The organism is Micromonospora polyrhachis, assembly GCF_014203835.1.
GTDB classification, from domain to species: domain Bacteria; phylum Actinomycetota; class Actinomycetes; order Mycobacteriales; family Micromonosporaceae; genus Micromonospora_H; species Micromonospora_H polyrhachis.
Genome location: NZ_JACHJW010000001.1, coordinates 542,202 through 561,951, shown reverse-complemented (window position 1 = coordinate 561,951; position 19,750 = coordinate 542,202). Strand labels below are relative to the sequence as shown.

The window sequence follows — 19,750 nt, the reverse complement described above, 5'->3', positions numbered from 1 at the left end:
CAGTCAGGCGACGGCCTGCCACCAGCCGTCGACCGGTGGCGGGTCGTCGACCGCGACCCGTTCACCCGGTCGGGGTACGGCCAGCCGCACGTCGCGGGCCGTCGCCTCCTGCCACAGCCGCTCGACCGGGTCGGCCCAGGAGTGCGCGGCGAGGTCGAAGGTGGCCCAGTGCACCGGGATGAGCAGGCCGCCCCGCAGGTCGAGGTGGGCGGAGACGGCATCCTCGGGAAACATGTGGACGTTGGGCCAGGCCGGGTCGTAGGCACCAACCTGCATCAGCGTCGCGTCGAACGGGCCGTGGGTCGTACCGATGGCGGTGTAACCCTCGAAGTAGCCGGAGTCCCCGGTGTAGAAGACCCGCCGGGTCGGGCCGGCGACCACCCAGGAGCCCCACAGCGTACGGTCCCGGGCCAGGCCCCGGCCGGAGAAGTGTCGGGCCGCCGTGGCGGTCAACCTCAGCCCGGCCAGGGTGACGCTCTCCTCCCAGTCCAGCTCGATGATCCGCCGTTCCGGTACGCCCCACCGGTCGAGGTGTGCGCCCACGCCGAGTGGCACCAGGAACGGTGCGGACTGGGTACGGCACAACGTCTTCACCGTGGCCATGTCGAGGTGGTCGTAGTGGTCGTGGGAGATCAGGATCGCGTCGACCCCGGGGAGTTGCTCGACAGGTACCGGCGGTGGGTGCAGGCGGCGCGGGCCAACCAGCCGGGACGGGGAGCAGCGCTCACTCCAGACCGGGTCGACCAGCACCCGCCGCCCCTCGATCTCGATCAGGGTGCTCGCGTGGCCGTACCAGAGGATGTTCAGTTCGCTGGCACTGGCCGACGTGGGGGCGGTGGTGGTCGGGGTACGGATCGGCACGGTGCTGGCGGGACGCCGGCGGTGGTCGGCGAAGAGGAGTTCGCGCAGGGTGTTGCGCCCGGTGTCGGCCAGGACGATCCGGGTGGTGATCGGGTTCTGGAAGGTCCCGCCCCGGAACTGCGGGGAGCGGTGGACCCGGGCTGCGCGGGGACCGCGGGGTTTGCCACCGAGCGCGGCCGGGACGTCGCGCACCGCCCAGGCGGCTGCGGCGAGTACGGCCAGGGCCAGCAGCCGGCGGGTGCGGCGGTGCCGCCTTCCTGCCCTGCCGCTGCCGCTGCGCATGTCCCGCCACCTTTCTGTCCTGACCACGGTAGTCAACCGGGTGGCTGGCCGGTGCCGTCGTCGGCGTACGACACCGGCCAACCGTCCGGTCAGCCGCCGTTGCTGGGCCGGTACGCCGGTGTCTGACGCGGCACGCTGACCGATGCGGGAGGATCCGTGACGGCGTCGACGAACCGGCGTCCCATCGCGGCAGTGGCCTGCCGGACCGGGTGGGTGGCACCGTAGTTGTCCGGCTCGGCCTGCCCGTCGGCGAACATCGCGTAGGTCAGCACCGCCGCGCCGGCAGGGTTGAAGATGAGGCCCGCCTCGTTACGGCCGTCGGCGTACCAGCCGGCCTTGGTGGCGACCCGCAGCCGTTCGTCGGACGACATGTTGTGGCGGATGCCGTCGGTGAACGCGATGGGGGAGCGCAGCGCGGTCAGTAGGAAGTGGGTCGACGCCGGCGACACCAGGGTGCCGTTGACCAGCGCCTGCAACAGGTCGTGGGTCTCCCGGGGTGTGGTGGTGCCGAGGAAGAACCGGTTGGGGCTGGAGCCGGGCTGGACCTGGGTTTGGGGGAAGCCCTTGTCCGTCAGGATCTGGTTGATCTCCAGGGTCGGGCAGACCAGGCCACAGATCCGGACGGCGGTGTCGTCCGAGACGGTCAGCAGCGCGGCGAGCCCGTGGCCGAGCGTTACCGAGCTGGGGTAGGCCCCGTCGAGACTGAATATGCCGTCGCCACCCGGGATGACCAGCGTCGAGGTCACGTCGATCCGCTGGTCGAGCGTGATCAGTCCCCGGTCGACCTTGTCCAGCACCGCGGCGGCGACCGCGATCTTGTTCACGCTATACGCCTGGACCGGCTCGTCCGGGTCCTTCGCCACCACCGGCGTAACGCCACCGGCCGTACCGGCGACGCTGATGTAGGTTCGCCACCGTCCGCCGGCCCGGTTCGCTGCCTGTCGGTAGGCGGCCCGTACCCGCTGTGCGGGTGTCTCGGTGACCTCCTGCTCGGGTGGGGAGTCTGGTGACGCCGAGGCCGCCGAGGTGCTGCCGAACACGACGCCCGCAGTCGCTGCCGTTCCGACGCCCAACGCTGCCCTGCGGTTGATGCTGGTTGCCAAGGCGCCACTCCCGTTCCGGGAAGGGGTGGTGTGCCCCGTGAACATGCTGCGTGGATGACGCTAGGCGAAATGATGGCCGATGTCCGCCTGGAAAGGGCGGCCATCGGCCATCGGCTGGCCGGTACGGCCAGTTTGGAGCTATGTGGACGGTATCGGGCCGGGCTACGTTCCCGGCGTGTCGTTGCGGATGGCCGTCGCCTTCATGAAGTCCCGGTTGAGCCGGCCGATGCTGGTCAGCGGGATCTCCTTCGGGCAGGCGACCGCGCACTCGCCGATGTTGGTGCAGCCGCCGAAGCCGGAGGCGTCGTGTTCGGCCATCATGCCGATGACCCGGGTGTACCGCTCCGGCTGGCCCTGCGGCAGCAGACCCAACTGGCTGACCTTGGCGGCGGTGAACAGCATGCCGGAGCCGTTCGGGCAGGCGGCGACACAGGCACCACAGCCGATGCAGGCGGCGTTCTCGAACGCCGCGTCTGCGTTGGCCTTCGCCACCGGCTGCGCGTGTGCCTCCGGCGCGCTGCCGGTCGGGGCGGTGATATAGCCACCGGCCGCGATGATCCGGTCGAGCGCCTCCCGGTCGACGACCAGGTCCTTGATCACGGGAAACGCCTTGGCCCGCCACGGCTCGATGTCGATCGTCTCGCCGTCGCGGAAGTGCCGCATGTGCAGTTGGCAGGCGGTGGTGGCCCGTTCCGGGCCGTGCGCCTCACCGTTGATGACCAGGCTGCAGGCACCACAGATGCCCTCGCGGCAGTCGTGGTCGAAGGCGACCGGCTCATCGCCGTCCAGGGTCAGGCGCTCGTTGAGGACGTCGAGCATCTCCAGGAACGACATGTCCGGGGAGACGTCCGCGAGCTGGTAGGTGACCATCTGACCCCGGTCCTCGGGGCCGGCCTGTCGCCAGATACGAAGGGTCAGGTTCACTTGTAGCTCCGCTGGGTGGGGTGGACGTATTCGAAGACCAGGTCTTCCTTGTGCAGCACGGGAGGCTGGTCCGCACCGGTGAACTCCCAGGCGGCGACATAGCTGAAGTGGGCGTCGTCGCGCTGCGCCTCGCCCTCGGGGGTCTGGCTCTCTCCCCGGAAGTGACCACCGCAGGACTCGGTACGGTGTAGCGCGTCGATGCACATCAGCTCGGCCAGCTCGAAGAAGTCGGCCACCCGGCCAGCCTTCTCCAGCGCCTGGTTGAGGCCCTCGCCGGTGCCGGGCACCTTGACCCGCTGCCAGAACTGCTCCCGCAGCGCGCGGATCTCGTCCAGCGCCTTGCGCAGCCCGGCGTCGGTACGCTCCATGCCGCAGTGTTCCCACATGATGCGGCCCAGCTCGCGGTGGAACGAGTCGACCGTGCGGTCGCCGTCGACGGCGAGCAGCCGGGCGACCCGGTCCTCCACGTCGGCCCGGGCCTGTGCCACCTCGGGGGTGTTCTCGTCGATCGCCGGGAGCGGCCCGGCGGAGAGGTAGTCGGCGATGGTGTTCGGCAGCACGAAGTAGCCGTCGGCCAGGCCCTGCATCAGCGCGGAGGCACCGAGCCGGTTGGCACCGTGGTCGGAGAAGTTGGCCTCACCGACCACGTACAGCCCCGGAATGGTCGATTGGAGGTCGTAGTCGACCCAGAGGCCACCCATCGTGTAGTGCACCGCGGGGTAGATCCGCATCGGCACCTCGTACGGGTTCTCACCGGTGATCCGCTGGTACATGTCGAACAGGTTGCCGTACCGCTCGGCCACGACCGACCGGCCGAGCCGGTTGATCGCGTCGGCGAAGTCGAGGTAGACGCCGAGGCCGGTCTGTCCGACGCCGCGCCCGTCGTCGCAGACCTTCTTGGCGGCCCGGGAGGCGATGTCCCGGGGGACCAGGTTGCCAAAGGCGGGGTAGATCCGCTCCAGGTAGTAGTCGCGCTCGCTCTCCGGGATGTCCTTCGGGGAGCGCTTGTCCCCGGCCTGCTTCGGCACCCATACCCGGCCGTCGTTGCGCAGCGACTCGCTCATCAGGGTCAGCTTCGACTGGTGGTCGCCGGAGACCGGGATGCAGGTCGGGTGGATCTGGGTGTAGCAGGGGTTGGCGAAGAGCGCGCCCTTGCGGTGTGCCCGCCAGGTGGCGGTGACGTTGCAGCCCTTGGCGTTGGTGGAGAGGTAGAAGACGTTGCCGTAGCCGCCGGAGGCGAGCACGACCGCGTCGGCGAAGTCGGTGGTGATCTCGCCGGTGACCATGTCCCGGACGACGATGCCCCGGGCCCGGCCGTCGACCACGATCAGCTCCAGCATCTCGTGGCGGGAGTTCATCTCCACGGTGCCCCGGGCGATCTGCCGCTCCAGCGCCTGGTACGCCCCGAGCAGCAGCTGCTGTCCGGTTTGCCCCCGGGCGTAGAAGGTCCGCTGTACCTGCGCGCCACCGAAGGAGCGGGTGTCCAGCAGGCCGCCGTACTCGCGGGCGAACGGCACCCCCTGCGCCACGCACTGGTCGATGATCTCCACCGAGATCTCGGCCAGCCGGTGCACGTTCGACTCCCGGGCCCGGAAGTCGCCGCCCTTGACGGTGTCGTAGAAGAGGCGGTGGATGGAGTCGCCGTCGTTGCGGTAGTTCTTGGCGGCGTTGATGCCACCCTGGGCGGCGATCGAGTGGGCCCGGCGTGGGCTGTCCTGGTAGCAGTAGGACTTCACGTGGTAGCCCAGCTCGCCCAGGGTCGCGGCGGCCGAGCCGCCGGCCAGGCCGGTGCCGACCACGATGACGGTCAGCTTGCGGCGGTTGGCCGGGTTGACCAGCTTGACGCCGAACCGACGGTTGCCCCACCGGTTCTCGATTGGCCCATCCGGTGCCTTGGTGTCGGCGATCGGGTCGCCCTCGGTGTAGAGACTCATGATCAGCGCACCAATCCGAAGAGAACGGCGAACGGAACCGCCAGGAACCCGGCGCAGAGCAGGACGGAGAAGACCAGCGCGATCGCCTTGACGTTGCGCTGCCCGCGGGGGGTCTGCTGACCCAGGGTGCGCAGTGCGCTGTAGACGCCGTGCCGCAGGTGGAAGCCGAGGGCGACGACCGCCAGCGTGTAGAAGAGGGTCACGTACCAACGGCTCGGGGCGAAGTCGGCGACGACGTTGGCGAACGGCGAATGCGGGTCGCCAACCGGGTTCAGCGTCCCGGTGGTCAGGTCGAGAATGTGGTAGATCACGAAGAGCAGGATGATCACGCCGCCCCAGCGCATGGTCCGGGCCGCGTAGCCGGTACGGACCGGCCGGCGGTGGGCGTAACGAACTGGCTGGGCCGCCCGGGCGCGCTTCGCGAGTACGGCGGCCGACGCGATGTGACCGATCACCGCGACCAGCAGTAGCACCCGTTGGATCCACAGGAACCAGGTGCCGGGCAGGATGGGTGCGCCGAACTCACGCAGCCAGTGGGCATAGTGCTCGAAGGAGGCCTGACCGGCGAAGACCTTCAGGTTGCCCAGCATGTGCGCGATGAGGAAGAACACCAGAAGGATGCCGGTTACCGCCATGACGATCTTGAGACCGATCGAGGAGCGGAGCGGCGAACGGGACATGATTACCACTCATGTGACGCTAGAAGCGCAGGCATCAGTCGTCCAATGCATCATCAGCGCAGTTCCGATAGCTGTAAGCTATCGAGGTGCAGCTCCATCAACTGAAATACTTCGTAGCCGTCGCAGAAGTACGACATTTCACCCATGCCGCCGATGTTGTGGGCATCACCCAGCCCTCATTGAGTAAGCAAATTCACGCCCTCGAAGCGGACCTCGGCGCCCCGCTCTTCGAACGGGTACGCGGCAACATCACCCTCACCGCCGCCGGCGAGGTACTCCTGCCGCTCGCCAAACGGATCCTGGCCGACGTGGAAACCGCCCGCCGGGAGGTACAGGAACTCGTCGGCCTGCGGCGAGGGCGGGTACGCCTCGGCGCGACGCCCAGCCTGTGTACCTCCCTGGCACCGGCGGTGCTGCGCCGGTTCCGGGACAGCCATCCCAACGTGGACCTCCGGGTGGAGGAGAGTGGCTCCCAGGATCTCGTTCGTGACCTACTCCGCGGCGAACTCGACCTGGCGCTGATCATCCTGCCCGCACACGGTCTGGACCCCGCCCTACGGGTCGAGCCGATCCTGCGGGAGAGCCTGGTGGTCGCCTCGGTCCACCAACTGCCGACGGTCGGTCCCACCGGCACCGTACGCCTGGCGGATCTACGGGACCAGCCACTGGTCATGTTCCGGGCCGGATACGACCTGCGTGACGTCACCCTTCAGGCGTGCCGCCGGGCCGGGTTCGAGCCGACCCTGGCGGTCGAGGGCGGCGAGATGGACGCCGTGCTCAGCTTCGTCGAGGCCGGACTCGGGGTGGCCCTGGTACCCGGCATCGTGGTCGCCCGCCGGCCGGCCATCCAGGTGACCCGCCTCGCACCGCCGGGGGTGCAGCGCACCATCGCGGTGGCCCGACGGCGGGAGGCCGAGCCCACCAACGCGGCCCGAGCGCTGCGCCGGATTCTGCTCGACTACGTCCGTACCCCGGCGGAACGGGGCAACCTGCCGGCAGGAGTGGAGACCCTGTCACCGAGTTGATCCAGCCCGTGGCCGGCGGCGGTGAGACGGGCCGCCGGCGTACGGTCGTGAACCACCGACGTTCAGCGGGCGGTGGTGGGAGCCACGACGCCGGGGGAACGTCGCGCTCCCCGTCGGTGCACCACGGAGAGCGCGACGGCGCACCCGACGAAGGTCAGCACCGAGGCCACGTTCACCACCCCCGCCCACCGCCAGACAGGTTCCAGGCCGAGCGCGTCGCCGATCCCGACGCGGGCCAGCAGCGAGACGTGCAACAGGACCAGCGGACCGTAGAGCAGTCGGTGGTAGGGCAGGGGACGGCGGAGCACCGCCGGCAGGATGACCGGCGCGTGTACGAAGATCATCGACATGGTGAAGCCGAGGAAGACCGCGTGCAGGGTGGCGTCGTAGCGGTGCCCGTCGACGGCGGCACCCGCACCGGCCCAGAGCAGGCCGGCCAGCGCCAGCCAGGCGTACCCGGCCAACAGGCCGACGGCCACGTAGCGGGGCAGGCCGGTGGCCCGTACGGTGTGCCGGGCGACGTCGAAGACAGCGAGCCACGCCACCACGGCCAGTAGCCCCGCGCCGAAGACCTGGACCCCGGCCGAGGGCCACACGGTGGCGGCCGTCGCACCGGTCACCAGCGTGCCCAGGGCAGCCAGGAAGAGGGGCTGGGCATGCCGGCTCCGCAGCGCGACGTGGGCCAGTTCGAGCCGCTCTCCCGCGATCGTCGCCACCACGAACGTGGCCAGCCACGGCACGAGTTCGGCGATGGAGAAGCCTGCCGACCACAGCATTGTCGCCACGTACCAGGCGAGCGCACCGGTGGCCTGGGCCAGCAACGCCACACTCTGCTGACGGTGCCACAGGGCCCGGTAGATGCCGAGCAGGACCACCGAGGCGACCATCAGCAGGATCTTGCCGGCCAGGCTGGCCCCGGTCACCACCAGGACGAGACCCCCGAGGCCCGAGCAGGCCGGCGCCAGCAGCGCCCAGCGGGCACCGAGGGCGACCGCCCGTTCCAGGGCGATCAGGGTGCCGACGAAGCCCAGGACCATGAGCGGGCCGTGCACCTGCTCCACCGGCCGGGGAACCGTCGGCACCGGCACGCTGAGCAGCAACAGTGCCGCGTACAGCCCGGTCAGCAGCGCGACGCCAGCGGCGGCCAGCACGGGCAGTCGCCAGGGCACCGGCACCCCGGCCGGTCGGGTCACCGCGGCCGGGGTCATGGCTGGACCTCGCCGAGCAGGTACGCGACGACGTCGGCGGCCGTGTAGTCGTCGCCCTCGTGGGTCAGATGGGGTAGGAAGGCGAGATCCTGACCGAGGGTCACCAGGGGAGGTTCGACATAGCCATCGGCTCGCCGCTGGCCGAACCCGACCGTGGCGACGAGGCCGTTACACAGGCACTGGCTACCCACCGTGTCCGCCACCGATCCGCCCTTTCGCACGTAGTCGTCCACCGGCTCCGCCGGGCAGCGGAAGCCGACCCGGCCGTTGGCGCGGCGGAACGGCGTACGCAGGTAGCCCAGGTCGCAGTTGCGTGGCCGTTCGGCGTAGACGGCTGGTTCGGCGGTGGTGCCGCTGAGCTGGGCCACCTTGAACGGGAAGCCGGTCGGGGAGGCCTGGACATCGTTGCGCACGATCAACGAGCCCTGGGCCGCGTCGTGCAGCATCCGCTGGCGTAGGACCGGAGCCAGCCCCGACTCCCGGCACAGCGCGAACGCCGTACCCACCTGCACCCCGGCGGCCCCCGCGGCCCGGGCCTCGGCCAGCCGCTCCGGACCGGTCTGCCCACCGGCCAGCCAGAACGGCAGCCCCAGCTTGGCCACCTTCGCCAGGTCGAGACGGTCCTTGGGCCCGTACACCGGCTCCCCGTCGGCGTCGAGGGTCAACGGTCCCCGAGGGCGGGCGCTGTGCCCGCCGGCAACCGGACCTTCCAGGACGAAACCGTCCGGACGGGTGGTCGTGTCGCGGGCCAGATAGGTGGCGAGCACAGCGGAGGAGACGATGGCCAGCAGCCGTGGCCGCCGCAGGACGGCGGGCACCTCGCCGAGCAGATCCGGCGGGTCGATGGAGACGTGGTGTCGCTCGTCGGGCTCGGCCGCGTGCACCGCCACGGAGAGCCGGGCCGGACGGTGCTCGGCCAGGGCGTCCAACAGTTGCGGAATCTCGGTGGGCAGGCCCGCGCCCATGAGAACGTAGTCCACCCCGGCCAGCATGGCGCCGTACAGCGCGGCCGGGGTGGCCAGCTGGATCTTCTCCAGGTAGTTCACCCCGACCGGCCCACCATGGCCCTCCTTGGCCAGGAAGACCTCGACGAAGTTGGCGACCACCGCCAACTCCTCCTGGCGGCGTCGGGGACGCAGTCCGAGCTTCGGCACCGGCGGGAAGGGCTGGTCGTCCGGCACCCCGCCGGGTACGAAGTACCGGTCGAGGATGTGCTGCGCCAGGGCGGGAACCGGGAAGTGAGCCAGGGCTCGCCGCAGGTGGCCATCCTCGTCACCGCTCTGTAGGCGGCGTACGAGCAGCACGTCGAGGGCGACGCCGGAGACGACACCGAGTTGCCCGGTAGCGGCCACCGCCCGGGCGAGCCGCCAGCCCGAGACGCCGACACCCATGCCGCCCTGGATGACGGCCGGTGGTGCGACTGTCGTCCCCATCTCGACCGCGGACATCAGCGGTTCCCCCGATCATCGGTGGCGCGCGTGGAGAGCCGGTGCCGCAGCCGCCACGCCGAGGGCAGCAGGCCGGCGGCCAGCAGCGCCTTGAGCACGTCGCCGATCAGGAACGGGACGAGGCCCGCCGCCATCGCCCCGGCTAGATCCGTACCGGTCACCACGGCCAGCCAGGACACGCCGACCAGGTAGATCACCGCGTTGCCCGCTGCCATCAGCCCGAGGGTGCGCCACGGCCGCCGGTCGGCACCGGCTGCCGCCAGCCGTCCGACCAGCGCGGCGGCGAGCACGAAGCCCAGCAGGTAGCCAACGGTGGCACCACTCAGTCCCGAGGTGCCGTTGGCGAACCACGGTATCCCGAGACCACCGACCACGACGTACAGCAGCATGCCGGCCGCCCCGCGGGCCGGGCCCAGCGCTGCTGCGGTGACCAGCACGGCGAAGGTCTGCCCGGTTACCGGTACCGGCGAGCCGGGCACCGGGAGTGCGATCTGCGCTGCGCCGCCCACCAGGGCGGCAGCGCCGACGACGAGGACCGCGTCGCGTGTGACAGATCGGCCCCACACATCCGCCAGCACTCCTCCGGTACGGCCGGGCATCGCCACAACTGCCGCGCCATCCGCCATCCTCGTCCCCTCCCGCCGCCGCGTCGCAGGACGCGACCACCATGTCCGCGCTGCGCTCCCCGCAGGGCCGCACACCCGTCAGGTGCAGCCTGCTGGCCCGCCCGCTCTGTGCGGCAGAGTCATAGGTCCCGTCGTCGGATGTCCTTCGGGTCGGCCCGACCCTCACCCGTCACCGCGCCCGGTGACGCCACTCCGTGCGCTGCCGACGGTGAGCGGGTCCGGTGCTGTCACGACCCGATCAGGGCCAGCGCCAGGAACGTCAACCCCAGAGCGGTGAAGAGCGCGCCCAGTCCGATCACCAGGAGGGTGACCTGCGAGGCCTGGTAGGCGCCGAGCAGCGCGCCGCGCAGGGTCTGCCCCATGAACGCCATCTCCCGCAACCGCACGAGTTTCTCGTCGGTCCGCCCGCCCGCCTGCAACTCAGTGGAGATCTCCGCGTAGGTGCGCCCCCCGGTCGCCTTGGCCACGTGACTGCCGATAAGGTCCGAGTAGGCCTTCGCCTGCTCGCCGGTGCGCACCTGCACGCCGGCGTACCGGGACAACCCGGCGGGGAGGTTCCCGCCGGCCGGGAAGGCGATCCTCTGCTGAACCAACTCCTGGGTGATGGCCTTACGGCCGATGAGACCACGAACCGCCATGACGGGACCGGCCACGAAGAACAGCACGCCGGTGACACCGAGAAGAATCAAATCCATATCGTCGAGGGTCCAACTAGCCCGGGTGCCCGGGGCAGAGCCCGACGTCCCGGGATCGGCATGGTCACAGGTCCTGTCGTGACGACTTCTGCGCCCCGCTCGCCGGCTCCGTCCCTGCCCCCTCGTCATCCGTCGACGCGTTAGGGGCGGCGGCCGTCGCCGCGGTAAGGGCGGCGACGGCGGTCGTCGCCACCGGCAACAGCCGCTGCGCATCCTCTTCGTCAAAGTCGGCGTGCCGACGCTTACGGACGCCGTAGCGGCTGAGGACGACATGGCCGTCGGGTGTGATGTCGTGCCGGCGCAGGGTCGCCTGGACACAGACGAGCGGACAGCCGTCCAGGGCCAGGATCGGTCGACCGGACCGGGCGAGGCGTACGAGGGACGGCACGTCCCCGCCCAGGCCGGCGATGCAGGACATCTCCGCCACCCCCAGCCGATCCAGCCGGATCGCCAGGGTGTTGGCCAGTTGCGCGGCGCTGGAACACCCCGAGCAGGAATAGACCAGTGGCTTGTCACCGCCCGGCCGGGTGCCCCGGCCGGTTTCCTTCCGGGGGGCAGGACCCGTGCCTTCGGTCGGTAGATCGTCGACGGTCACGACAGCAACTCCGCCAGGTCCGCGGCGTACGGGAACGAGCCGGGCTGGTATCCGCAGACCGGCTCCTCGGCGTACAGGTCGCCGGTGACCGCGTAGGCGCGGGCCCGGGAGCCGCCGCACACGGACCGGAACTCGCAGTCTCCGCACCGACCCTGTAGCCGGGTGACGTCCCGCAGTCCGGTGAAGAGCTCCGAGGTGCGATAGATGTCGGGCAGACGCTGCTGCCGTACGTTGCCGCCGGGCACCGGGAGGAACCCGCTGGGGTGGACGTCACCGTGGTGGGAGATGAAGACGAAGCCGTTGCCGGCGCTGACCCGCAGCGGCGGACGTCGGGTACGACGATGTTGCTCGGTGAGCCCCAGCTCCTCGAGTCGATTCCGCAGTTGGTGGTACAGCGGGCCCAGGCCGAGGGCCTCAGCCGCGGGTACGTCATGGCGGGCCAGCACACCACGTTGCAGACAGACCCGCCGGAAGTGGTGTGCCTCGGTGGTCTTGACCGGCACCGTCTCGCCCAGGTCGTACAGGACGTTGAGCACGTCCTCGGTCTCGGCCGCGTCGAGACCCAGCAGCGCGCGTCCCCGCCCGGTGGGAACCAGGAAGAACACACTCCACAGCAGGGCACCCCGGTCGCGCACCTGGGCGGCGATTTCCGGCAGGTCCCCGACGTTGTTACGGGTCACCGTCGTGTTGATCTGGACCCTCAGCCCCAGGTCGACGGCATCCTCCCAGGCCCGGACGGTCAGTCCGTACACGCCTTCGACACCGCGGAAGCCGTCGTGTGCCTGTGCGCCGGCCGCGTCCAGGCTCAGCGAGATGGCCCGGGCACCGGCCTCGTGCAGGTCGGCGAGCGCCTGCCGGGTGAGGGTGGGCGTACCGGACGGGGAGACCGACATGGCCAGCCCGAGTTCGGTGCCTCGGCGGACCAGCGTGGTCAGGTCGGGACGTTGGAAGGGATCGCCCCCGGTGATGACGAACAGGGGCGACGGGCGGCCGAACTCGGCCACCTGCGCCATGAGGTCGATCGCCTCTTCGGTGGACAGCTCGAGGGGGTCACGATTGGGACGTGCCGAGGCCCGGCAGTGTAGGCAGGCCAGCGGGCACGCCTGCGTCGCCTCCCAGATCACGATGAACGGCCGGTCGGCGGCGTCCTGCTTCGGTATCCGGACATCACGGGCGTGGGTGCCCCGGTTTGGTGTCAGCGCCACATCTCCACCCTGGGCGGTCGGATCGCCACCCGAAAGAGGAACCGGGGGCATCATTGCCGGGCCCAAGGTCCTGAGATACGACCCATGTACACCCACGGGACCTTTGGTCCTTCCGCTCGGGCCGTCCGGCCTTGTTCGAGGCCGCTGCGTGCGGGCAGGCTGGGACCGACTCGATGGCTTTCCCGTTAGGTCCTCTATGGACGGCGTGCGGTGGTGGCGGCGGGTGGTGGAGGAGGACGATGGACAACCGACGGATGCTGGAGGAGCTGCCTCGACAGGAGGCCCTACGGCTACTGGCCAGCGTCACCATGGGCCGGGTGGTCTTCACCCAGCGGACGTTGCCGGCGATCCCCCCGGTGCCCCACATCCTCGACGAAGGTGACGTCATCATCCGGACCAGCCTTACCACCCCGATCGTCGGCACGACGGAGCAGTCCGACCCGGTGGTCGCCTACGAGGCCGACGAGATCGACGCGGACACCCGTACCGGATGGAGCGTGGTCGTCACCGGTGTCGCCCAGCCGGTACGGGACCCGCTGGACCGGGCACGCTACGAAGCGCTGCTGGATTGCGGTGCGGACGACCCGGCCGACTGCGTGTTGCGCATCCGGCCGGAGATCGCCACCGGTCTCCGGGTCACCCCCTACCCGGAGAACTGACGGCTGCTCCGCCCGCCCCTACGGCCGGGCGCGGCGGGGCAGCCGCTCAGGACACAGCGGCCAAGATCTCCCCGGTACCCATCCGACGAACCGTCCGTAGATCAGCGCGGGATGCGTGGGTACCGGCGCGGTCTGGCGGAAGTCCAGCAAGAGTAGCGGTAACACGGGTGACTGCGTCGAGGTCGCCGACAACCTGCGACCGAAGAGTACGACCTGGCATCGTCGCCTGTTTTGTGGCGTCCCCGGACCTCTTGGTGCCCAACCGGGTACGCCCGAACGTGGGAGTGACGGTATTGGTGTCCGAGCCGCCGCGCGCATCGCGGCAAACGGGATCACCGAAGCTGGAGCAGCCCACGGCTGGCCATGAAGACTCGCAGCGTCTCGGCATCCTCGGCGGACATCAAGCGGCGTGGGATCACGGTCGCCGGCATCCGGCCGACGTACACGATCCAGAACTCGGGGGTGTCCCTTACCTGGGCGACCCCGTCCCAGGCGATGCCGCCGGACTCCGAGCCGCTGCGCATCATGATGTTGTCGTCGGTGATGTCGTAGGCGCCCTCGACAGCGTAGCGACTGGAGCGGCGCCGGGCACGTAACCGCACCCACGGCGGGTACAGCATCGACAGCAGGCCACCCATGACCAGCGCTGTGCACAGCGGTGCGATCCAGTCGCCCCACGCGAACCCCCGCGAGACGGCGAAACCGATCGCCCCGACCACCGCCAGCACCGCGCCGACATAACCGTACTTGCGCAGCCGAACAGTGCTGAGCGCAGCAGCCACACGGCCTGGGTAGGCGGGATCGGCTGGGATGTCAAAACGGATGTGCACGCCAGAACGATAGTGCCCCCACCCGCCCCCGGGCAGCGCCTGGCCCGCCCCGCTGGCCGGATCGTCGAGGCCGTCCGTTGTCAGAGGCTACTTGTCGACACGGTCATGTAGCAGCCGTACCAACCGGACTCGTACTGCGTGTGCCGTCAAAAGCGCGTCCGCGCCCGCCGGGAGACGCCAACGGCGATGACCAGGGCCATCAGGATCGCACCGAAGAGTGCGGGGGTCGTCGCCCAGGCGAGCCGGCTGGTGGTGGCCTGGTCGTGGACCGCCCAGACGTCGACCGCACGGCCGACGTCGTCACCGCCGACGCCATTGATGGGTCCGGTGCCGCTGCTTCCGTCGCTGAACACCCAGGAGCCCCGGCAGACGTTGTACTTGCCCTCCTTGGCGCAGCCCTCGACCTGCGCCGTCACCGCTTCTCCGGTGACCAGCCCCACCGCGTTGCCCATGGGAATGGCACAGAAGACCCCGAGCAGCGCGGTCAGGAGAACGACGGGAATGAGGTGGCGTCGCCAGGATGAGCGTTTACCAGGGCCAGTTCCAGTTCCAGGGCCAGTTCCATGCTGCATGGCGGCCATGCTAGGCCGGTGCTGGCTGGCACCGTGACGCGTGACGAGAGCCGGGCGACGGTGACGTACGCAAGAGCGTCAGCGTCGGATCGTGCTGGGACGATGGCATCGAACCTGATCTAATATCAAGGCCGTCATGAGCGTCCTCTGAGGAGTGGTTCCGTGAAGTTCCGTCATGCCTTGACCGTTGCTGGCCTTGCCGTAGCTGCCACCCTTGTACCGGCGATGCCAGCCGCCGCAGACTCGACCAGCGAGCACGCGCACGCCGGCTTCCGTAGCAACGACAGCAGCGTCTCGCTGGATGTGGACGTCTCCCGGATCAACGGCATCGTAAAGATCAACGCCGAATGGGCCGATGACTCGTGTGAGACCACTGACACCATCCGCGTCTGCAACTGGATCTTCCGTAACGCGTACGACGTTCCCGTGACCCACTTCCACTTCACCCTGGAGGCCGCTGCGGTCACGGCTGAGCTGCCCTATCAGGAACTGCGACGCACCTGCACCTATCACCTTGGCGAGGACGAGAGCGAGACCTGCACCGAGCAGGAGGACAGCAGGACGACCACCCTTCGGGTGACCTGGACCTCCGTCGGGAACCCAGAGCATTCGGAATGGACGGACGAGGCCGGTACGCGGTACCTGACGACCAGTGCCTACGGCACCGTCGCCGGCACTGGGTTCGGCACGTGGTACGGCGGAAGCCACAGCTTTGGGCAGCTTGCCCGGGTCCGACACATCCCGGCCGGCACGGTCTGACCACTCGCACTGCTCGAAAGCGAGCAAGACGGGACCGCCGGAAACCGGTCAGCGCCCCTCGGCCAGGTCCATCGCCCGGTAGATTCGCTGCTCGGAGACCGGGTACGGCGTACCGAGCGCCTGGGCGAAGACGTTCACCCGCAACTCCTCGATCATCCAGCGGATCTGCCGTACCGCGTCGTCGTCGCGCCGGCTCGGCGGCAGGGCGGCCAACATCTCCTGGTACTCCTTCTGCACCTGCTCGATCCGGGACTGCTGCTCCCGGTCCCGTTGCGGGTTCTGCGGCAACTTGTCCAGTCGGCGCTCGATGCCTGCCAGATAGCGGGGAACATCGGCCAGCCGGGCCCAGCCGGTCTCGGTGACGAACCCCCGGTGCACCAGACCGGTGAGCTGCGCCCGGATGTCCGCCAGCGCCGCCACCATGGTCAGGCTGTTGGTCCGCCCCAACCGCTGCTCGACCGCGTACGCCGTGGTCAGCACCCGGCGTACCCGGTCGACCACCTCGACCACAGTGTCCACCAGATCGGCCCGGACCCGGTCGCGCAGGGCGGCGAAGCCCTCCGCGTCCCAGGCTGGCCCACCCGCGTCCGAGACCAGCTTGTCGATGGCCGCGCCGGCCGCGTCGTCAAGCAGGTCGACCACGTTGCGGTGCGGGTTACGACTCAACGCCAGCTTCGCCTCGTTGGAGAGCCGACCCTGGAGGAACTTCGCCGGGGAGGGGATGGTCAGCCGGAGCAGTCGACGGATGCCCGCCCACATCGCCGCCTGCTGCTCGGCCTCGGTCTCGAAGGCACGGACCCCGACACTGTCGCCCTCGTCCACCAGCGCCGGATAGGCGGTGACCAGATAACCGGCCCGGTTCTGCTCCACCGAGCGGGGCAGCGTGCCGATGCTCCACTCCCGCAGGCCGGTGCGCTGGACGTCCGGTGCGGCAGCGGCCACGACCCGGCGTACCTCCGTCTTGAGCTGCTGCTGGAGGGCGGTGAGATCACGGCCCTCGGCGACCGGCTTCTGCTCCTCGTCGACCACCCGGAAGTTGAGCCGCAGGTGGGCCGGCAACCGGTCGAGATCCCAGGCACCGTGGGGAATGGTCACCCCGGTCATCCGGCGCAGCTCCCGCGCCAGCGCGTCGAGCAGCGGTTCCGCGCCCGGCCGCAGCCGGGCCAGCACCGCTCGCGCATAGTCCGGCACCGGGACGAAGTTCCGACGTACGGCCTTGGGTAGCGACCGGATCAGTGCGACGACCAGCTCCTCGCGTAGCCCCGGTACCTGCCAGTCGAAGCTCTCCGCCGGTACCTGGTTGAGCATCGGCAGCGGGATGTCGACGGTGATCCCGTCGGTGTCGGCCCCCGGCTCGAACCGGTAGGTCAGCGGAAGCGCCATCCCCTCGGAGTGCCAGGTGTTCGGGTAGTCGGTCGCAGCCACCCCGCCCTTGCCCTGGTTGACCAGCATCTCCCGGTCGAAGGTGAGCAGGTCGGGCTGCTCGCGGCGGGTCTTCTTCCACCAACTGTCGAAGTGCCGCCCGGAGACCACATCGGCCGGCACCCGCTGGTCGTAGAACTCGAACAGGGTTTCGTCGTCGACCAGGATGTCGCGCCGGCGGGCCCGGTTCTCCAACTCGCCCACCTCGTCCAGCAGTGCTCGGTTGGCCTGGAAGAACTGGTGATGGGTCTGCCAGTCGCCCTCGACCAGCGCGTGCCGCAGGAACAACTCCCGGGAGAGCGCCGGGTCGATCCGACCGAAGTTCACCTTCCGGCCGGTGGCCAGCGGGATGCCGTACAGGGTGACCCGCTCGTACGCCATCACGGCGGCCTGTTTCTTCTCCCAGTGCGGCTCGCTGTAGCTGCGTTTGACCAGGTGACCGGCGAGCGCCTCGACCCACTCCGGCTCCACCCGGGCGGCGACCCGTCCCCAGAGTCGGGAGGTCTCCACCAGCTCGGCGGCCATCACCCAGCGCGGTGGCTTCTTGAACAGCGCCGAGCCGGGGAAGAGCGCGAACCGGGCTCCCCGGGCACCGAGGTACTCGTGCTTCTGCGCGTCCTTGAGCCCGACATGGGAGAGGAGCCCGGCCAGCAGCGACTGGTGGATCCGCTGCGTGTCGATCTCGCCATCGTCACCGGCCTGGTCCGCGTCCAGCCGCTTGGCCCTGCTGTCACCCCGGGGCGTTCCACCGTCGGAACCCCGCTCTGCTCGGCCCTCCGAACCCCGCCGCGGTCCGTTGTCGAGGGTACGCAGCACCTGGCGCAGCTGACTGAAGATGTCCTGCCACTCGCGTACCCGCAGGTAGTTGAGGTACTCCGCTTTGCACATGCGACGGAACGCGCTGGAGGAGAGCGCCTTCTGCTGTTCCCGTAGATAGCGCCACAGGTTGAGCAGCGCGGCGAAGTCCGACTCCTTGTCGGCGAATCGGGCGTGTGCCTGGTCGGCCTGGGCCTGCTTGTCCGCCGGACGTTCCCGTGGATCCTGGATCGAAAGCGCGGCGGCGATCACCGCCACCTCGGTGGCGCAGCCGTTGCGCTCGCCCTCCAGCACCATTCGGGCCAGACGGGGATCGACCGGCAGTTGGGCCAACCGGTGCCCCAGTTGGGTCAGCCGCTGGGCGCTCTCGCCGGCCACCGGCTCCAACGCACCCAGCTCGTGCAGCAGGTTCACCCCGTCGGCGATGTTGCGGCGGTCCGGCGGGTCGATGAACGGGAAGGCAGCGATGTCGCCCAGCCCGATCGCGGTCATCTGGAGGATGACCGAGGCGAGATTGGTACGCAGGATCTCCGGGTCGGTGAACTCCGGCCGGGACAGGAAGTCCCGCTCGTCGTAGAGGCGGATGCAGATGCCGTCCGAGGTGCGACCGCACCGGCCCTTGCGCTGGTTGGCCGAGGCCTGGGAGATCGCCTCGATCGGCAGCCGCTGCACCTTCAACCGGTGGCTGTACCGGGAGATCCGGGCGGTGCCGGGGTCGACGACGTACTTGATGCCGGGGACGGTCAGCGAGGTCTCGGCGACGTTGGTGGCCAGCACCACCCGTCGCGTGCTGTGCGCCTGGAAGATCCGGTGCTGTTCGGCGCTGGAGAGCCGGGCGTACAGCGGCAGGATCTCGGTGCCGCGTAGCGCGGGGCGGGACTGGACCAGTTTGCCGAGCGCGTCGGCGGTGTCCCGGATTTCTCGTTCCCCGCTGAGGAAGACCAGGATGTCACCGGGCCCCTCGGCGACCAGCTCCTCGACCGCGTCGCTGATCGCCTGCACCTGGTCCCGGACGTTCTCGCCGTCCTCCTCGCCGTCCTCGTCGAGGTCGAGCACGAGGGGCCGGTAGCGCACCTCCACCGGGTACGTCCGTCCGGACACCTCGATGATCGGTGCATCCCCGCTGGGCTGGTCGTTTGGTGTCCCACCGCTGGGCTGGTCGTTCGGTATACCACGGCTGGGCTGGTCGTTCGGTGTCCCACCGAAGTGCCGGGAGAAGCGCTGCGGGTCGATGGTGGCCGAGGTGATGATCACCTTGAGGTCGGGTCGGCGGGGGAGTAGCTGCTTCAGGTAACCGAGGATGAAGTCGATGTTGAGGCTGCGCTCGTGGGCCTCGTCGATGATCAACGTGTCGTACCGGCTCAGCATCCGGTCCTGTTGCAACTCGGCGAGCAGGATGCCGTCGGTCATCAGCTTGACCATGGTGCCGTCGCTGACCTGGTCGGTGAAGCGCACCTTGTAGCCGACCGTCTGACCCAGCTCGGTGCCCAACTCCTCGGCGATCCGGTTCGCCACCGTACGGGCGGCCAGCCGGCGCGGCTGGGTGTGCCCGATCATGCCGCGTACGCCCCGTCCCAGCTCCAGGCAGATCTTCGGCAGCTGGGTCGTCTTTCCTGAGCCCGTCTCGCCAGCGACGATCACCACCTGGTGGTCGCGGATCGCGGCGAGGATCTCGTCCTTCTTCTCGCTGACCGGTAACCCGGCCGGATAGGTGACTACCGGCACGCCGGCCCGGCGACTGGCCAGCCGCTCCTCGGCAGCGGTCACCTCCGCCTCGATCTCGGCCAGGGCCGACTCGCGTCGCTGGGGGTCGCGGATCTTGCGGACCCCGTCGAGCCGGCGCTGGGTACGGCGCTGGTCCCGGATGGTCAGCTCGGTCAGCCGGGAGCGAAGTTCGGCGAGGTCGGCACGGGCACGGGAGTCTGGCGGCGTCTGCATGTCGTCGCCAAGGATAGGCACAACCGATCTCCGACTGCCTTCGAGTTATCCCCTCGACCAAGCCGCCCAGGTGAGGTTTCGTGAGGTTCCGTGAGCCGGGTGGCTGACGAAGTGGATCGTGGGTAGCGCGAACATATAGATCTTCTTTAGCCTGATCCAGTGATGTCC

At 69.6% G+C, this 19,750-nt stretch carries 18 protein-coding genes; 4 read left to right on the top strand and 14 right to left on the bottom strand.

Annotated features, from left to right (window positions below; translation table 11 throughout):
- Positions 1-3: 3 nt before the first annotated feature.
- The 5 genes from FHR38_RS02215 to FHR38_RS02195 form a co-directional block, all read right to left on the bottom strand.
- A complete protein-coding gene (locus FHR38_RS02215; protein ID WP_184532322.1) occupies positions 4-1,143 on the bottom strand; it encodes an MBL fold metallo-hydrolase in 1,140 nt (379 codons plus the stop codon).
- 89 nt (positions 1,144-1,232) lie between these two features.
- Positions 1,233-2,246, bottom strand: coding sequence for a serine hydrolase (locus FHR38_RS02210; protein ID WP_221448887.1), 1,014 nt, complete (start codon positions 2,244-2,246; stop codon positions 1,233-1,235).
- 162 nt (positions 2,247-2,408) lie between these two features.
- On the bottom strand, positions 2,409-3,170 hold the full coding sequence (locus FHR38_RS02205) for a succinate dehydrogenase/fumarate reductase iron-sulfur subunit (RefSeq protein ID WP_184532318.1): 762 nt from the start codon (positions 3,168-3,170) through the stop codon (positions 2,409-2,411).
- Complete coding sequence (locus FHR38_RS02200) at positions 3,167-5,104, bottom strand: fumarate reductase/succinate dehydrogenase flavoprotein subunit (RefSeq protein WP_184532316.1); 1,938 nt, start codon at positions 5,102-5,104, stop codon at positions 3,167-3,169. The genes FHR38_RS02205 and FHR38_RS02200 overlap by 4 nt, the downstream gene beginning before the upstream one ends.
- A 2-nt stretch (positions 5,105-5,106) precedes the next feature.
- Positions 5,107-5,784, bottom strand: a complete 678-nt coding sequence (locus FHR38_RS02195; RefSeq protein WP_184532315.1) for a succinate dehydrogenase cytochrome b subunit — start codon at positions 5,782-5,784, stop codon at positions 5,107-5,109.
- Positions 5,785-5,864: 80 nt separating this feature from the next.
- Between FHR38_RS02195 and FHR38_RS02190 the strand changes: the two genes are divergently transcribed.
- Positions 5,865-6,809: a LysR family transcriptional regulator gene (locus FHR38_RS02190; protein ID WP_184539133.1), complete on the top strand. Its 945-nt coding sequence runs from the start codon at positions 5,865-5,867 to the stop codon at positions 6,807-6,809.
- Between the two features lie 62 nt (positions 6,810-6,871).
- On the opposite strand, the gene FHR38_RS02185 is transcribed toward FHR38_RS02190, so the two are convergent.
- The 6 genes from FHR38_RS02185 to FHR38_RS02160 all read right to left on the bottom strand — a co-directional run bounded on the left by FHR38_RS02185 (position 6,872) and on the right by FHR38_RS02160 (position 12,586).
- Positions 6,872-8,017: a DUF8744 domain-containing protein gene (locus FHR38_RS02185; RefSeq protein WP_184532314.1), complete on the bottom strand. Its 1,146-nt coding sequence runs from the start codon at positions 8,015-8,017 to the stop codon at positions 6,872-6,874.
- Entirely contained in the window at positions 8,014-9,465 is a 1,452-nt protein-coding gene (locus FHR38_RS02180) for a nitronate monooxygenase (RefSeq protein WP_246446254.1), read from the bottom strand. Before FHR38_RS02180 ends, FHR38_RS02185 begins: the two co-directional genes overlap by 4 nt.
- Positions 9,465-10,091 carry a biotin transporter BioY gene (locus FHR38_RS02175; RefSeq protein WP_184532313.1) on the bottom strand — a complete coding sequence of 209 codons (627 nt, stop codon included), beginning with the start codon at positions 10,089-10,091 and terminating at the stop codon, positions 9,465-9,467. Before FHR38_RS02175 ends, FHR38_RS02180 begins: the two co-directional genes overlap by 1 nt.
- A gap of 227 nt (positions 10,092-10,318) precedes the next feature.
- A complete protein-coding gene (locus FHR38_RS02170; RefSeq protein ID WP_184532312.1) occupies positions 10,319-10,786 on the bottom strand; it encodes a hypothetical protein in 468 nt (155 codons plus the stop codon).
- 64 nt (positions 10,787-10,850) lie between these two features.
- Complete coding sequence (locus FHR38_RS02165) at positions 10,851-11,381, bottom strand: putative zinc-binding protein (protein ID WP_184532311.1); 531 nt, start codon at positions 11,379-11,381, stop codon at positions 10,851-10,853.
- On the bottom strand, positions 11,378-12,586 hold the full coding sequence (locus tag FHR38_RS02160) for a TIGR04053 family radical SAM/SPASM domain-containing protein (protein WP_312881731.1): 1,209 nt from the start codon (positions 12,584-12,586) through the stop codon (positions 11,378-11,380). Before FHR38_RS02160 ends, FHR38_RS02165 begins: the two co-directional genes overlap by 4 nt.
- 239 nt (positions 12,587-12,825) lie before the next feature.
- On the opposite strand from FHR38_RS02160, the gene FHR38_RS02155 reads away from it, so the two are divergent.
- Both FHR38_RS02155 and FHR38_RS33470 read left to right on the top strand, forming a co-directional pair.
- On the top strand, positions 12,826-13,245 hold the full coding sequence (locus tag FHR38_RS02155; protein WP_184532307.1) for a pyridoxamine 5'-phosphate oxidase family protein: 420 nt from the start codon (positions 12,826-12,828) through the stop codon (positions 13,243-13,245).
- Between the two features lie 115 nt (positions 13,246-13,360).
- A complete protein-coding gene (locus FHR38_RS33470) occupies positions 13,361-13,612 on the top strand; it encodes a DUF397 domain-containing protein (protein WP_184532305.1) in 252 nt (83 codons plus the stop codon).
- Here the strand turns inward: FHR38_RS33470 and FHR38_RS02145 are convergent.
- Positions 13,578-14,075, bottom strand: a complete 498-nt coding sequence (locus FHR38_RS02145; RefSeq protein WP_184532303.1) for a YcxB family protein — start codon at positions 14,073-14,075, stop codon at positions 13,578-13,580. The genes FHR38_RS33470 and FHR38_RS02145 overlap by 35 nt on opposite strands.
- A 146-nt stretch (positions 14,076-14,221) precedes the next feature.
- Positions 14,222-14,647 (bottom strand): hypothetical protein, encoded by a 426-nt coding sequence (locus FHR38_RS02140; RefSeq protein ID WP_221448886.1) that lies wholly within the window; start codon positions 14,645-14,647, stop codon positions 14,222-14,224.
- Positions 14,648-14,809: 162 nt separating this feature from the next.
- Here FHR38_RS02140 and FHR38_RS02135 point away from each other — a divergent pair, with 162 nt between their 5' ends.
- Entirely contained in the window at positions 14,810-15,406 is a 597-nt protein-coding gene (locus tag FHR38_RS02135) for a hypothetical protein (RefSeq protein ID WP_184532299.1), read from the top strand.
- Between the two features lie 48 nt (positions 15,407-15,454).
- On the opposite strand, the gene hrpA is transcribed toward FHR38_RS02135, so the two are convergent.
- Entirely contained in the window at positions 15,455-19,582 is a 4,128-nt protein-coding gene (gene hrpA, locus FHR38_RS02130; RefSeq protein ID WP_184532297.1) for an ATP-dependent RNA helicase HrpA, read from the bottom strand.
- Positions 19,583-19,750: the final 168 nt, after the last annotated feature.